Source organism: Marinomonas sp. CT5 (genome assembly GCF_018336975.1).
Lineage (GTDB): Bacteria > Pseudomonadota > Gammaproteobacteria > Pseudomonadales > Marinomonadaceae > Marinomonas.
In genome coordinates this window covers 768,572-782,520 of sequence record NZ_CP025572.1, presented here as the reverse complement: position 1 = coordinate 782,520, position 13,949 = coordinate 768,572, and the positions used below count along the sequence as shown (strand labels likewise).

Here is a 13,949-nt window from a genome sequence, read left to right as displayed (position 1 = left end):
CGAGAGCATTAACATGACCATTGAACGTTTCATTCCCGCCCTATCTTGGCTAAAAACCTATAACCGAGGTCAATTTAGCCAAGACGCCACCGCCGCGTTTATCGTTACTATGTTGCTGATTCCTCAGTCACTGGCTTACGCCATGCTGGCTGGAGTGCCACCAGAAGTCGGCCTATATTCCAGTATATTGCCTTTGGTTTTATATGCTTTATTTGGCACCAGTACATCTCTATCGGTTGGCCCTGTTGCTGTCGCATCACTGATGACGGCAACATCGCTAGCAGTGATTGCTGAACAAGGCACCGCTAGTTACTTAACTGGCGCAATCACTCTGGCGCTGTTATCTGGCACCATGTTAGTCATCATGGGGGTAATGAAACTCGGCATGATCACTAACCTGCTATCTCACTCAGTCATTTCTGGGTTTATTTCTGCGTCTGGCATTATCATAGCGCTCAGTCAGCTAAAGCATATTTTGGGCATTCAAGCCCATGGCGACAACGTTGTCACGCAATTGCTTTCCATGCTGGAAAACATCGGCCAATTTAAACCAATCACGTTTGTCATTGGTGTTGCTGTGATCGCATTTTTACTGCTCGCTCGTCGTCACGCAAAAGCGTTTTTGATTATGCTAAACGTTCCCGAAACCTCCGCCGCGTCGTTGGCGAAAACGGCTCCGATTCTTGGCGTGCTTTCAAGCCTTGCGGTTGTTTATCTCTATGATCTGCAATCTCATGGTGTCGCAATAACAGGACACATTCCAGCAGGACTGCCGAGCTTGATATTTACCTTACCATCGCTGGAATTGGTTAAAGAACTTGCCTTACCTGCCCTGATGATTTCGATCATTGGCTATGTGGAATCTATCTCAGTTGGCAAAACTCTAGGTGCCAAAAGGCGGGAAAAAGTCAAACCCAACCAAGAACTCATTGGTTTAGGTGCCGCAAACATTGCATCAGGAGTATCTGGGGGCTTTCCTGTGACAGGGGGATTCTCTCGTTCTGTGGTGAACTTTGATGCCGGTGCGGTGACTCAGCTTGCCAGCATCATGACAGCTATGGGTATTATGATTGCGTCTTTATTATTAACGCCGATGTTGTACTTTTTACCCAAAGCCACACTGGCGGCAACCATCATTGTGGCTGTCACAACGTTAATCGATTTCTCCATTTTGAAAAAAACTTGGCAATTTTCACGCAGCGATTTCTATGCCGTGCTCGCAACCATAGTGATCACATTATTAATGGGGGTAGAAATTGGTGTGGCTTCTGGTGTGACGCTATCAATTGCCTTGCATTTATATCGCACATCCAAACCACACGTGGCAGAAGTTGGACTGATCAAAGGATCTGAACATTTTCGTAATGTAAAACGCTACGAAGTGGAAACCTCACCTAAGCTACTGTGTTTACGACCCGATGAAAGCTTGTTTTTTGCCAACGCAAGCTTTTTGGAAGATCACATTATTGACACCATTAGCCAACGCAAAGAAATCAACCACGTGGTCATTCAATGCAGCGCGGTCAATGAAATTGACTTCAGCGCCTTGGAAATGCTCGAAGCCCTGAATCTACAACTAAAAAGCTTAAACGTTAAACTCTCTCTTTCCGAGGTAAAAGGCCCTGTCATGGATCACTTAGCATGCAGCGGATTCTTACAACACTTAAATGGCAAGGTGTATTTATCCCAATACCAAGCGTTTAAAGAAATTACGGATAGTTAGAAAAGGGACAAACAAGCCCTGTTGCCTCAGCATATGGATAAAAGCCTGTTATTTGAGGTCACCAAAACTGGAGACCTCAAATTTACATTAGTGTTTCTGTATTACTTTGCAGCAACCGTAAGCTGCTGTTGCTCACCAAGTCCGTCTATGCCCAGTTTCATTGTCTGTCCGGGCTTCAAATAAACGGCATTAGGCTTAATCCCCATTCCAACTCCCGGCGGAGTTCCCGTAGAAATAATATCCCCTGGTTGCAAACTCATGCAGCGGCTTAAATAAGCAATAATTTCAGGGATCTTAAAAATTAAAGTATTGGTGTTCCCATTTTGATAACGATGACCATCGACTTCCAACCACAACTTTAATTCATGAGGATTGGGAACCTCATCTTTTGTTACTAACCAAGGGCCTATTGGGCCAAACGTATCAAAGCCTTTTCCTTTATCCCAAGTACCACCACGCTCAATTTGCCATTCACGTTCTGAGACATCGTTGATAACACAGTATCCCGCAATATAGTCCATTGCATCAGACTCAGATATGTAGCGGCCAGCTTTACCTATTACAACCCCCAGCTCGACTTCCCAATCCGTTTTTGTGGAACCAATCGGTATTTCAACGTCATCATTTGGTCCCGATATCGCGCTCGTCCATTTATTGAAAATAACTGGTTCTTCTGGCACAGGCATATTGGCTTCTGCGGCATGATCCGCATAGTTCAGACCGATACAAATGAACTTTCCAACGCGATTCACACATGGGCCAATACGTGGATTTCCAGCGACCTTAGGAAGCGAGTTTATATCCAGTTTTCTCAACGTAGAAAGTGATTCATCATTTAAAACCGGGCCAGAAATATCATCTATATAGCCAGATAGATCGCGAATTTGGCCTAGATCATCAAGCACACCTGGTTGCTCCGATCCTTTCATCCCATATCGTAATAATTTCAATGTGATCTCCTACCACTTCCACTACTGTTTTTCGGTACGTACAAACACTAAATGCTCATACCACCATCAATAATTTGAACTGTACCAGTTGTATAACTAGACTGATCTGATCCTAAATACAGGGCTAATTTGGCAATTTCATCAGCATGGCCTATTCGTCCCATTGGCTGTCGCTCAATAAATTGATTGAAGACGGCCTCCTCTGCCACCCCTTGTTGCAACGCTTGCTCAGAGATTCGTTGACGCAAAGAAGGCGAATCCACAGTACCTGAGCATATAGCATTACAACGAATACCTTTACCAATAAAGTCTGCAGCAACGGATTTGGTCAGTCCTATCACAGCGGCTTTACTTGCCGTATAAGCAAACCGATTAGGTACGCCTTTAATACTTGACGCCACAGATGCCATATTGATGATTGAGCCTCCTCCCTGCTCAATCATTCCAGGTAAAAAAGCACGGATCATTTTATACATGGCTGTTACATTCAGATCGAATGATTGACGCCATGCCAATTCATCACACATCAGAATATCGCCAGCATGTACATAACCAGCACAATTAAAAAGGACATCGATATTGCCAACTTGATCTTGCAGGCTGGTGATTCCAGCTTCCGATGTCACATCAAGATAAAGTGCATTTAATTGAGGTATTGTTTGCAAGTTACGAACATCAATATCCGTCGCAAACACTTCCGCGACGGCATTCAAAAAAGCTTGTGCACTGGACAAACCAATCCCTTGTCCTGCGGCTGTTATCAGTACTTTTTTTCCCTTCATTGAGATACATCCTTACTACCTAGTTACTCTTCAATCGGGCGTTTCGTGCTTACACCATTTACTAAGCGTTCGATATTCAACGGGTTACTATTTTTCAATGCATCAGGAAGAAGTGAGTTTGGATAGTTCTGAAAACAAACTGGACGTAGGAATCGATCGATAGACAGAGTGCCTACCGAGGTACCACGAGCATCTGAAGTGGCCGGAAATGGTCCACCATGAACCATAGCATCACACACCTCAACGCCTGTTGGGTAACCATTAATTAATACCCGACCTGCTTTTTCCTCAAGTAACGAAAGTAATACTTGAGACTGTGCAAGTTCCTCGGGCTCCCCAATTAACGTGGCCGTTAGTTGACCATGCATCGCCGAAATACCGTCTTGTAACTCTTCCATGTTATTTACTTCAACAATAACAGTGGCTGGACCAAAAACTTCTTCTTGCAGTAACTCACTACCACTCATCAACAAGCTGGATTCGGCCTGAAATAAATACGCCGTTGCTTTATTTTCAAGATTTTCGCCATTAGCTAACATTTTAATTGAAGGATGATTTTGTAATGCTTCACACCCTTGTCGATAACTCTTCAAAGTACCACTATTTAGCATTGTCTTACTTGGTTTGAGCGATATTTCAGAAGCGAGTTGCTTAATAAAAGCGCTAAAATTGGCAGATCGAATACCAATTACCATACCTGGGTTAGTACAAAATTGCCCAACCCCCAAAACCACAGAATCGGCTAGTTGCGTTGCGATGACGTCACCTCTGTTTTCTAAAGCCTGAGGTAACACAACCACCGGATTGATACTGCTCATTTCGGCGAATACTGGAATGGGCTGTGGTCTAGCCGCCGCCATATCACATATAGCCTTACCACCAGATAAAGAACCAGTAAAACCAACGGCTTTAATCGCAGGATGATTAACTAATGCTTTACCAACACCAGAGCCAAATATCATGCTGAAAACACCATCAGGCATTGATGTTTGCTCAGCAGCTCTCAGAATGGCAAGAGCCACTTTTTCCGCAGTTCCCATATGTCCGCTATGTGCTTTGAATACGACAGGACAACCTGCGGCAAGCGCTGAGGCTGTATCACCACCAGCCGTTGAAAAGGCTAAGGGAAAGTTACTTGCCCCAAATACTGCGATAGGACCAAGACCAATACGACATTGTCGTATGTCAGCGCGAGGTAAAGGACGTCTATCAGGCATTGAGGTATCTATTCTGGCATCGTAAAAGTCACCACGGGTCAATAGCTCTGCGAACAACCTCATTTGATTACTTGTACGACTGCATTCGCCTTTTATACGAGCTTCATCTAAAGCCGTTTCTTGTTGAACCAATTCCACAAACTCGTCACCAAGAGTGTCTAATTCATCGGCAATCTTGTTCAAAAACTCTGCGCGACGAGTTGCGGATAACTTGCTGTAAAGCGGAAAGGCCGATGAAGCGACACGACAGGCGGAATCCACTTCATCCATCGTGGCTTGATAAAATGAAGGAGGCAATTCAAGTCCAGTTGTGGCATTACGACTCTTTAAAACCACATCTCCTTTTGCACTGCGAGTATTTCCAATGAAATTGTAACCGTTGTAATCAGACATAAAATTCCCATACCGTTGTTGTTATTTACGGTAATTTAGGTCTGATAATGATCACTTACCAATGGTTTTTATTGATCAATTGATAACTAAAAAATATCAATTGATTGTTTTTCAGCCGCTAATATTTGTTTAGCATTATGCTGAAGAATATTGGCAAACTCTAAAGCTGGCCCCACTAGCTCTTCATTTTTTCTTGTTAAAATACCGTAATATTGTGGTACTAAATCCAGAGGGGTTTTAAGTACCGACAAAACGCCGCTTTCTACATGAGGCTTCACCATCACACTGGGCAACATGCCAATCATTGGTCCTCGCTGTAGCAACTCAAGAAAAGTCTGTACCGATATGGTCACCACAATATCTTGCGGCAGTGCCACCCCAGCTTTAGCGAAAGATTCTTCCATACGATCTCTAATTGGTGTTCCCTTAGGGTATAACAACCAGGGCCACTCAAAGAGCTTTTCAAGCGAAACGGTTTCTTCTCCGCTAAGAGGATGGTTTGAGTTAACCACTAAGCAAAACTTTTCAGGGGCCAAAGGCGTAAAGTCAAAATCTTGCTGCTGTCCTTGTTCTGAAAATCGACCTATTGCTAAATCCAGCGTCTTCTCTTCTAACATTTTCATCAAGTTTCCACTTGTTTGCTCAACAACTTCGACATTCAACAAAGGAGAGCGTTTCTTTATCTCCATAATGGCTTCGGGAAGGACCGCTGAGGTAGCTGCAAAAATCCCTCCTACTTTTAAATAACCATGCCCTCCTTTGTGCAAGCTAGTAATTTGCTCAACAAAGCCATTTGCATCATTTAATGTTGTATGTGCATATCGAATTACATGCTCTCCTAAAGTAGTCGGCACCATACTTCGTGGCTGTCGATCGAACACGTCAAACCCCAGTAAGCCCTCGATTTCTTTTAGCATTTTACTCACGGCTGGCTGGCTCAAATTCATCTGCTGTGCTGTCAAATGCATATTTTTTGTTCGTCCCAGAGAGTCCAACAAATACAGATGCCTAAATTTTATCCAGTTACAAAATGTAGAAAATGAAAAATGCGACATAACCCCTCCTCAAATCAATAACTAGCAGTTATCAAATATTAACTATATGTCATTGGATTTTATCGATTCTCCACCTTAATGTACATTCCAACAAGAATAAGGAAATACCAATTATGTCGATCAAACTTACAACGAAAAATACTCTACCAGTCGATGCAGACCAAGCGACTCTTATTGGCCGCGTTTGGTCTCCAGGTAATCCATCAGGACCCTCACTTGTTGTCATTCGTGAAAACAGTGTTTTTGATATATCTACACACTTTGCCACCCTAAGCGAATTCCTAGAAAACGATCACCCTGTAGAACAACTTAACGCTGTCAAAGGAAAATTCCTATGCAGCCTAGAGGATCTACTGGACAATACCCATGATTCAGCCAACACAGATCAGGCCTATTTACTTGCCCCAGCCGATCTTCAAGTTATTAAAGCGGCAGGAGTCACATTTGCTTCAAGCATGATTGAACGAGTCATTGAAGAACAAGCAGGAGGAAACCCTTCAAAGGCTGAAGCGATCCGAACCTTAGTAGAAGGTGTGATTGGCGATAACCTAAGCTCTGTTGAGCCAGGCTCAGAAAAAGCCATTCAGTTAAAAGAACTGTTAATCGAGAAAGGGATGTGGTCACAATATCTAGAAGTGGGTATTGGTCCAGATGCTGAGATTTTCACAAAGGCCCCTGTTTTATCGGCTATCGGAAGCGGAAAATCCATTGGTATTCACCCTAAATCTGAATGGAATAACCCTGAACCTGAAATCGTTTTAGCGGTAAACAGCAAAGGGAAAATTCAAGGTGCAACCTTAGGCAACGATGTTAATTTACGTGATTTCGAAGGACGTAGTGCCCTGCTACTTAGCAAAGCAAAAGACAACAACGCCTCTTGTGCCATTGGTCCTTTTATTCGATTATTTGACGAGAACTTCACCTTAGAAGATATACATACTTGTGAAGTCACTCTGCAAGTAAAAGGCACCGACGGTTACACCTTAGAAGGGCTGTCTTCTATGATAAAAATCAGTCGTAGTCCCTTAGACCTTGTTAACCAAACGATTAACGAAAACCACCAGTATCCAGATGGCTTTCTGTTATTTCTAGGAACGCTCTTCTCACCAACTCAAGACCGTGATCATACTGGCGCAGGCTTTACGCATAAGCTAGGTGACACCGTTATTATTAACAGCCCAAAACTTGGCACGCTACATAACACAGTCACATACAGTAGCAATGCAAAGCCATGGGAGTTTGGAATCAACTCGCTGATCAATAATTTGACTCACCGCGGTTTATTAAAAGCTAAAAATAACGTTGTCAGTGAATAACAAGATGCACCATAGATGAAGATTTGGTGATGAGAATAGCGCCGCATAATTAAAAAATACAGAGATACTCAAATGCAAAATAATAATAAGTTTCGCTTACGTAGCCAGCAATGGTTTGATGACCCAAGCCATGCCGATATGACTGCATTGTATGTAGAGCGCTACATGAACCAAGGACTGACTCGTGAAGAGCTTCAATCAGGTCGCCCTATTATAGGTATAGCGCAGACAGGAAGTGACTTAACGCCTTGTAATCGTCATCACGTCCAATTAGCACAACGTATTAAAGAAGGTATCCGTGATGCGGGCGGTATACCAATGGAATTTCCAGTCCACCCCATTGCTGAGCAAAGCCGTCGACCTACCGCCGCTCTGGATCGTAATTTAGCGTATTTAGGCTTAGTCGAAATACTTCATGGCTACCCTTTAGACGGTGTCGTACTCACCACAGGCTGCGACAAAACAACTCCCGCCTGCCTCATGGCAGCCGCCACAACTGACTTACCAGCCATTGTGTTATCTGGCGGTCCGATGTTGGATGGACATCATAAAGGTGAGCTAATCGGTTCAGGCACCGTGATCTGGAGCTCTCGTAAATTATTGGCAACCGGTAAGATTGACTACGAAGGCTTTATGGAGATGACCACCGCGGCCTCCCCATCCATCGGTCATTGCAATACCATGGGGACAGCATTATCCATGAATGCTTTAGCCGAAGCCTTAGGTATGTCTTTACCAGGTTGCGCCAGTATCCCAGCCCCTTATAGAGAGCGCGGACAAATGGCATATGCGACAGGCAAACGTATCTGTGAGTTAGTTCTCGACGATATTCGCCCTTCACAGATAATGACAAAAGAGTCATTTCATAATGCCATCGTGGTTGCTTCCGCACTTGGTGCATCAACAAACTGCCCTCCTCATCTAATCGCCATTGCACGTCATATGGGCATCGATTTATCGCTCAATGACTGGCAGGAAGTCGGTGAAAATGTGCCACTAATCGTGAATTGTATGCCTGCGGGTAAACATCTAGGTGAAGGGTTTCATCGTGCAGGCGGAGTACCTGCTGTGCTTCATGAGCTTCAAAAGTCAGGCTATCTCCATGAACAATGTGAAACCGTTAGCGGCAAAACCATCGGGGAAATTGCTACCGCTAGTCCGACTCATAATGCCGATGTTATTTATGAATGCGCAGCACCACTCAAACATCGAGCTGGTTTTATCATTCTAAGTGGTAACTTTTTTGATAGCGCCATAATGAAAATGTCTGTGGTGGGTGACGCATTCAAAAAAACTTATTTATCTGAGCCAGGTGCAGAAAACTCATTTGAAGCCCGTGCCATCGTATTTGAGGGGCCGGAGGATTACCACGCTAGAATAGAAGATCCAGAGCTCAACATAGATGAAAAATGTATTTTGGTGATTCGTGGGGCTGGTACTGTTGGATATCCAGGTAGCGCTGAAGTCGTCAATATGGACCCACCCTCTAAATTAATGCAACAAGGAGTGTCATCATTGCCGTGTCTTGGTGATGGTCGCCAAAGTGGTACTTCTGCAAGCCCATCCATTCTAAATATGTCTCCTGAAGCCGCTGTCGGTGGTGGTATTGCCCTACTTTGTACCAATGACAAACTTCTAATCAACCTAAATGATCGTTCAATCAATCTTTTAATTGATGATGAAGAAATGACCAAACGTCGTGAGGAATGGACACCAAACATTCCAACCTCTCAAACGCCTTGGCAAGAACTGTATCGTCAGCTTGTTGGACAACTTTCAACGGGAGGCTGCTTAGAACCGGCCACCTTACATTTAAAAGTAATATCCAAAGACAATCCACCTAGACACTCACATTAGAATATTTACTCTCACGTAATTAAAATAATAACGGTGAAAAAATGAAAAATATAATCAATAAATTTGAACGATTCATTGAATATATGATGGCTTTAACTTTGGCTGTAATGTTCTCGGCTGTATTTATAAATGTTGTTTTACGATATTTTTTTGGCTCAGGCATTGCGGCTTCGGAAGAGTTATCAAGACTTTTATTTGTATGGTTAATCTTCATGGGGGCTACGCTTGCTATTGGGCGAAACTCCCATATTGGATTTGATCTTATTCAAAGAAAACTGCCTAAAAAATTACGATTGATATGCGTCATAATCAGTCATTCCTTTATGTTATATGCCTTATATTTATTTTTAGAAGGAAGCTGGAAACAATACAATATCGGTTGGAATATAAATTCAACCGTCATGAAATACCCTTTAGCCTTTATGTATTCTACTGGACTCTTCGCTTCCATCGGTATGGGCTTTTATATTATTAGAAACATTATATTAGTCATTTTAAAAAGTGAACATTCACACATTCCAGGTAATACAAAAACATCACCAGAGCAACTCAAGGAGAATAACTAATGGCATTAGGAATTTTTCTATTAAGTTTAGCTGGCTTTATGTTTTTAGGTATGCCAATCGCATTTGCCTTGATCTTAACTGGCGTGACATTAATGTGGCATCTTGATTTCTTTGATGCTCAATTAATAGCACAGAATCTTATCAACGGTGCAGATAGCTTTCCTTTAATGGCAGTGCCATTTTTCATCCTTGCAGGGGAAGTCATGAATGCAGGGGGAATATCCAAACGCATCATAAACCTTGCAATTAGTTGCGTAGGCCATAGACGCGGGGGCTTGGGGTATGTGGCGATCATTGCAGCCGTCATACTGGCGAGCTTATCGGGTTCAGCGATTGCAGATACAGCAGCACTAGCAACCCTGCTTCTTCCTATGATGCGCAACAATGGTTATCCAATTGGTCGCTCAGCAGGACTCATTGCCGCAGGAGGCATTATTGCTCCAATCATACCTCCTAGCATGCCATTTATCATTTTTGGTGTGACAGCAAATCTATCCATCAGCAAGCTCTTTATGGCAGGCATTGTGCCTGGAATCATAATGGGGCTAGGCTTGGTCTTAGCTTGGAAATGGAGTATGAAAACCGTTGATGTGGAACCTCAACCACGCCAAAGTATAAAAGCCAGGTTAAGCGTTGCAAAAGATGGATTTTTTGCATTACTTATGCCGGTCATTATCATCGGTGGGTTACGGGGAGGGCTTTTCACGCCAACCGAAGCGGCTGTGATTGCTGCTGGATACGCGATGATAATTAGCCTTCTGGTGTATCGAGAATTAAAAATCCCCGACCTAATCCCTCTTTTCATTCAAGCAGCCTATACAACAAGTATTGTTATGTTTCTGTGTGCCGCCGCTATTGTTTCTTCTTATATGGTGACATTAGCAGATCTACCAGCAGAATTAATTAATATCTTAGCGCCTGTTATGGACAGTCCGAGAATATTAATGGCAACCATCGTGATCGTCATGTTACTGATTGGCATGGTCATGGATTTAACACCAACCATATTAATATTAGCCCCTGTCACCATCCCTTTAATTATTAAGGCGGGGATAGATCCTATTTATTTTGGCGTTATGTTTATTATGGTTGGCTGTGTTGGATTAATTACCCCACCGGTTGGCACCGTTCTAAGTGTTGTTTCGAGTGTCGCTAGAGAACCATTAGAAAAAATCACAAGAGGAATATTGCCTTTTCTATTGGCTTACATGGCAATAATCGTTCTATTTGTCGTCTTTCCAGAAATTATAACCGTACCAGCAAAACTGCTCTATTAAACCTAAAAAAGGAAAATAAAATGAAAAAAATAACAATATCAAATAAAGCATTTAAATCTATTTTAGCAATAGCGATAGGAACCAGTCTTACTATTGGTTCTATTAGTGCCAGCGCGCAGGATGTGAACTCTCGAATAATTCGATTTGGTTATGGATTAAATCAAGATAGTAAGCAAGGTAGAGCCGTGCAAACATTTACACAGGAAGTTAAACGCCTTTCTGATGGAAAATTCAAAGTAAAATCTTTTGCAAATGCCTTGCTGGGAAATGAAATTCAAATGCAAAATGCGCTCATTGGTGGAGCGCAAGAAATGATGATCACCTCGACGTCATCATTAATTGGCATAGATAAAAGTTTCGCGATTTGGGATTTACCCTTCATGTTTAAAGATGGTCCAGAAGCAGACAAAGTTCTAGATGGAAAATTTGGACAAGGTATGCTTGATGGGTTAGAGGAGCATGGAGTAGTCGGTCTTGTTTACTGGGAAAATGGGTTTCGTGATTTAACCAACTCAAAACGCCCTATCAAAACAATGGACGACCTAAAAGGAGTAAAACTTAGGGTTATGCAAAACCCTATGTACTTAGAGCTCTTCAACCAAATGGGCGCTAACGCTGTCCCTATGGCCTTTTCAGAACTCTTTACTGCGTTAGAAACTGGAGCGGTAGATGGGCAAGAGAACCCATATAGCACGATTCAATCCAGTAAATTCTATGAAGTTCAGAAGTACCTTAGCCAAACACACCACGTCTATAGTCCATGGGTTATGTTAATCAGTAAACCTTTCTGGGATAAGCTTAGCGATGATGAAAAAACCATCATTAAAAAAGCCGCCATTGTCTCCCGAGAAGCGGAAAGAAAAGATAGCAGACAACAAGCTGAAAAATCTCTGGCTTTCTTAAAAACCAAAATGGAAGTGAACAGCATTTCACCTGAAGAAATGGATAAGATGAAAGCTTCAGCAAAAACGGTTATTGACGGTCAAGCAAAAGAACTAGGACAAGATTTACTTGATCAATTCTTTGCAGCGATTAAAGAAGCAAAAAGTAAATAAATCATCATCGGTAGCATTTTCTAGGAAATGCTACCGATTTACTATCCTGATCCGCAATAACGAGTAATCCAATGAGAGAAAGCAGCCTAGACGCAAAGAGTTTCTTAAAAAAAATAGAAGAAATCGTTCAAAAGAAAAACCTTATTACACATGAAAAAAAAGCAGCCAGCTACTACAAAGGGTTTCGTTTTGGAGAAGGAAAAGCCTTGGCTGTTATTCTCCCCGACTCACTCATTCAATTATGGCAAGTAGCCAGTACTTGTGTTGATGCTGATGTCATTATGATTATTCAAGCCGCGAATACAGGGTTAACTGGAGGCTCCACTCCTTATGGAGAGTATGATCGGGATCTCGTCATAATTAGCACAGTCAAAATAAAGAACATACAAATACTCGATAAAGGAAAACAAGTCATCTCCTTTCCAGGTAGCCGTCTTTATGAACTAGAAAAAGCGCTCAATATTTATGACCGAGAACCACACTCGGTCATTGGCTCATCCTGTATTGGAGCTTCGATTATAGGAGGCGTGTGCAACAACTCAGGAGGCGCTTTACTCCAACGTGGACCCGCTTACACAGAAATGGCTCTATATGCACGCATAGATGAAAATCATAAGTTAACGCTTGTCAATCATCTCGGTATTAATCTAGGTAAAGACCCCGAAACAATCTTACATTCTCTAGAAAACACGACTTATAAAGAAAGTGATATCGAATACCCACAGCGAGCAGCCAGTAACAACGAATATCAGCAGCGAGTACGAGACATCAAAGCCAACACTCCTTCTCGTTTTAATAATGATAATAGGCTGTTGTACGAGGCCTCAGGGTGCGCTGGAAAGCTCATTGTTTTTGCCGTTCGTTTAGACACATTTCCCAAGACTAAAAAAGAACAAGTCTTCTATATTGGAGCCAATCACACCGATACATTAACAAAAATACGACATGATATTCTGAGTCATTTTAAAAACCTCCCCATATCTGGCGAATACATGCATCGAGACTACTTTGATGTCTGTGAAAAATATGGCAAAGACTCTTTTTTAGTAATAGAGAAACTGGGTAGCGATAAAATGCCTAAGTTATTCTCAATCAAAAATAGCATTGACAGAACCTGTGACAAATATTCTTTTTTACCCAAAAATATCTCAGACAAGATTCTGCAATGGACCTCCTATTTATTCCCTAACCATTTACCTTTACGTTTACGACAATACCGTGATCAATTCGAACACCACTTGATGTTGCATATGTCTGATGAGGGTGTTGATGAAGCTAAAGAGTATTTAAAGCGTTTTTTTGAATCTAATGAAGGCAACTATTTAGAGTGCAGTGCGGAAGAAGGAAAAAAGGCCTTTCTAAATAGATTTGTCGCGGGGGGAGCGGCAAAACGATATCACACTCTGAACCCACAATTCGGCCCGATAATGGCACTTGATATTGCCTTACGTCGCAACGAAAAAGAATGGTTTGAGACACTTCCCCCTGAACTAGATAAGCTAATGGAAGCGAAATTGTATAATGGGCACTTTATGTGTCACGTAATGCACCAAGACTACATTCTCAAATCTGGTGTTGACGAAAATAAGGTTAAAAATCAACTACTGGCTTTTTTTGATGAAAAAGGAGCTGAATACCCAGCAGAACATAATGTTGGTCAGCTGTATAAGGCTAAAGAAGCACTAAAAGCGTTTTACAAGAAAAATGATCCTACCAATAGTTTGAACCCAGGAATTGGCAAAACTCAAAAAGGCAAAA

Annotated in this window: 11 protein-coding genes; 7 read left to right on the top strand and 4 right to left on the bottom strand. The window is 42.2% G+C overall.

Going from position 1 to position 13,949, the window contains the following annotated elements:
• The first annotated feature begins 13 nt into the window (after positions 1-13).
• Entirely contained in the window at positions 14-1,723 is a 1,710-nt protein-coding gene (locus C0J08_RS03740; RefSeq protein ID WP_212654782.1) for a SulP family inorganic anion transporter, read from the top strand.
• A gap of 101 nt (positions 1,724-1,824) precedes the next feature.
• On the opposite strand, the gene C0J08_RS03735 is transcribed toward C0J08_RS03740, so the two are convergent.
• The 4 genes from C0J08_RS03735 to C0J08_RS03720 form a co-directional block, all read right to left on the bottom strand.
• Positions 1,825-2,673 (bottom strand): fumarylacetoacetate hydrolase family protein, encoded by an 849-nt coding sequence (locus C0J08_RS03735; protein WP_212654781.1) that lies wholly within the window; start codon positions 2,671-2,673, stop codon positions 1,825-1,827.
• A gap of 47 nt (positions 2,674-2,720) precedes the next feature.
• A complete protein-coding gene (locus tag C0J08_RS03730; RefSeq protein ID WP_212654780.1) occupies positions 2,721-3,455 on the bottom strand; it encodes an SDR family oxidoreductase in 735 nt (244 codons plus the stop codon).
• Positions 3,456-3,478: 23 nt separating this feature from the next.
• On the bottom strand, positions 3,479-5,065 hold the full coding sequence (locus tag C0J08_RS03725; RefSeq protein WP_212654779.1) for an aldehyde dehydrogenase (NADP(+)): 1,587 nt from the start codon (positions 5,063-5,065) through the stop codon (positions 3,479-3,481).
• A gap of 86 nt (positions 5,066-5,151) precedes the next feature.
• Entirely contained in the window at positions 5,152-6,120 is a 969-nt protein-coding gene (locus C0J08_RS03720) for a LysR family transcriptional regulator (protein WP_212654778.1), read from the bottom strand.
• Positions 6,121-6,233: 113 nt separating this feature from the next.
• Here C0J08_RS03720 and C0J08_RS03715 point away from each other — a divergent pair, with 113 nt between their 5' ends.
• The 6 genes from C0J08_RS03715 to dld all read left to right on the top strand — a co-directional run.
• Positions 6,234-7,436, top strand: a complete 1,203-nt coding sequence (locus tag C0J08_RS03715) for a fumarylacetoacetate hydrolase family protein (RefSeq protein WP_212654777.1) — start codon at positions 6,234-6,236, stop codon at positions 7,434-7,436.
• Between the two features lie 72 nt (positions 7,437-7,508).
• Positions 7,509-9,293, top strand: a complete 1,785-nt coding sequence (locus C0J08_RS03710; RefSeq protein WP_212654776.1) for an IlvD/Edd family dehydratase — start codon at positions 7,509-7,511, stop codon at positions 9,291-9,293.
• Positions 9,294-9,334: 41 nt separating this feature from the next.
• Positions 9,335-9,859, top strand: a complete 525-nt coding sequence (locus C0J08_RS03705) for a TRAP transporter small permease (protein WP_212654775.1) — start codon at positions 9,335-9,337, stop codon at positions 9,857-9,859.
• Positions 9,859-11,136 (top strand): TRAP transporter large permease subunit, encoded by a 1,278-nt coding sequence (locus tag C0J08_RS03700; RefSeq protein ID WP_212654774.1) that lies wholly within the window; start codon positions 9,859-9,861, stop codon positions 11,134-11,136. The genes C0J08_RS03705 and C0J08_RS03700 overlap by 1 nt, the downstream gene beginning before the upstream one ends.
• Before the next feature lie 20 nt (positions 11,137-11,156).
• Entirely contained in the window at positions 11,157-12,191 is a 1,035-nt protein-coding gene (locus C0J08_RS03695; protein ID WP_212654773.1) for a TRAP transporter substrate-binding protein, read from the top strand.
• 71 nt (positions 12,192-12,262) lie between these two features.
• Positions 12,263-13,949 (top strand): D-lactate dehydrogenase (gene dld / locus C0J08_RS03690; RefSeq protein WP_212654772.1); only part of this gene is annotated, 1,687 nt, incomplete at its 3' end.

Excerpts from the sequence above, each read along its gene's own strand:
- C0J08_RS03705 (WP_212654775.1), top strand. The coding sequence starts at position 9,335 with ATGAAAAATATAATCAATAAATTTGAACGATTCATTGAATATATGATG.
- C0J08_RS03700 (WP_212654774.1), top strand. The coding sequence starts at position 9,859 with ATGGCATTAGGAATTTTTCTATTAAGTTTAGCTGGCTTTATGTTTTTA.
- C0J08_RS03715 (WP_212654777.1), top strand. The coding sequence starts at position 6,234 with ATGTCGATCAAACTTACAACGAAAAATACTCTACCAGTCGATGCAGAC.
- C0J08_RS03730 (WP_212654780.1), bottom strand. The coding sequence starts at position 3,455 with ATGAAGGGAAAAAAAGTACTGATAACAGCCGCAGGACAAGGGATTGGT.
- C0J08_RS03720 (WP_212654778.1), bottom strand. The coding sequence starts at position 6,120 with ATGTCGCATTTTTCATTTTCTACATTTTGTAACTGGATAAAATTTAGG.
- C0J08_RS03710 (WP_212654776.1), top strand. The coding sequence starts at position 7,509 with ATGCAAAATAATAATAAGTTTCGCTTACGTAGCCAGCAATGGTTTGAT.
- C0J08_RS03695 (WP_212654773.1), top strand. The coding sequence starts at position 11,157 with ATGAAAAAAATAACAATATCAAATAAAGCATTTAAATCTATTTTAGCA.
- C0J08_RS03725 (WP_212654779.1), bottom strand. The coding sequence starts at position 5,065 with ATGTCTGATTACAACGGTTACAATTTCATTGGAAATACTCGCAGTGCA.
- C0J08_RS03740 (WP_212654782.1), top strand. The coding sequence starts at position 14 with ATGACCATTGAACGTTTCATTCCCGCCCTATCTTGGCTAAAAACCTAT.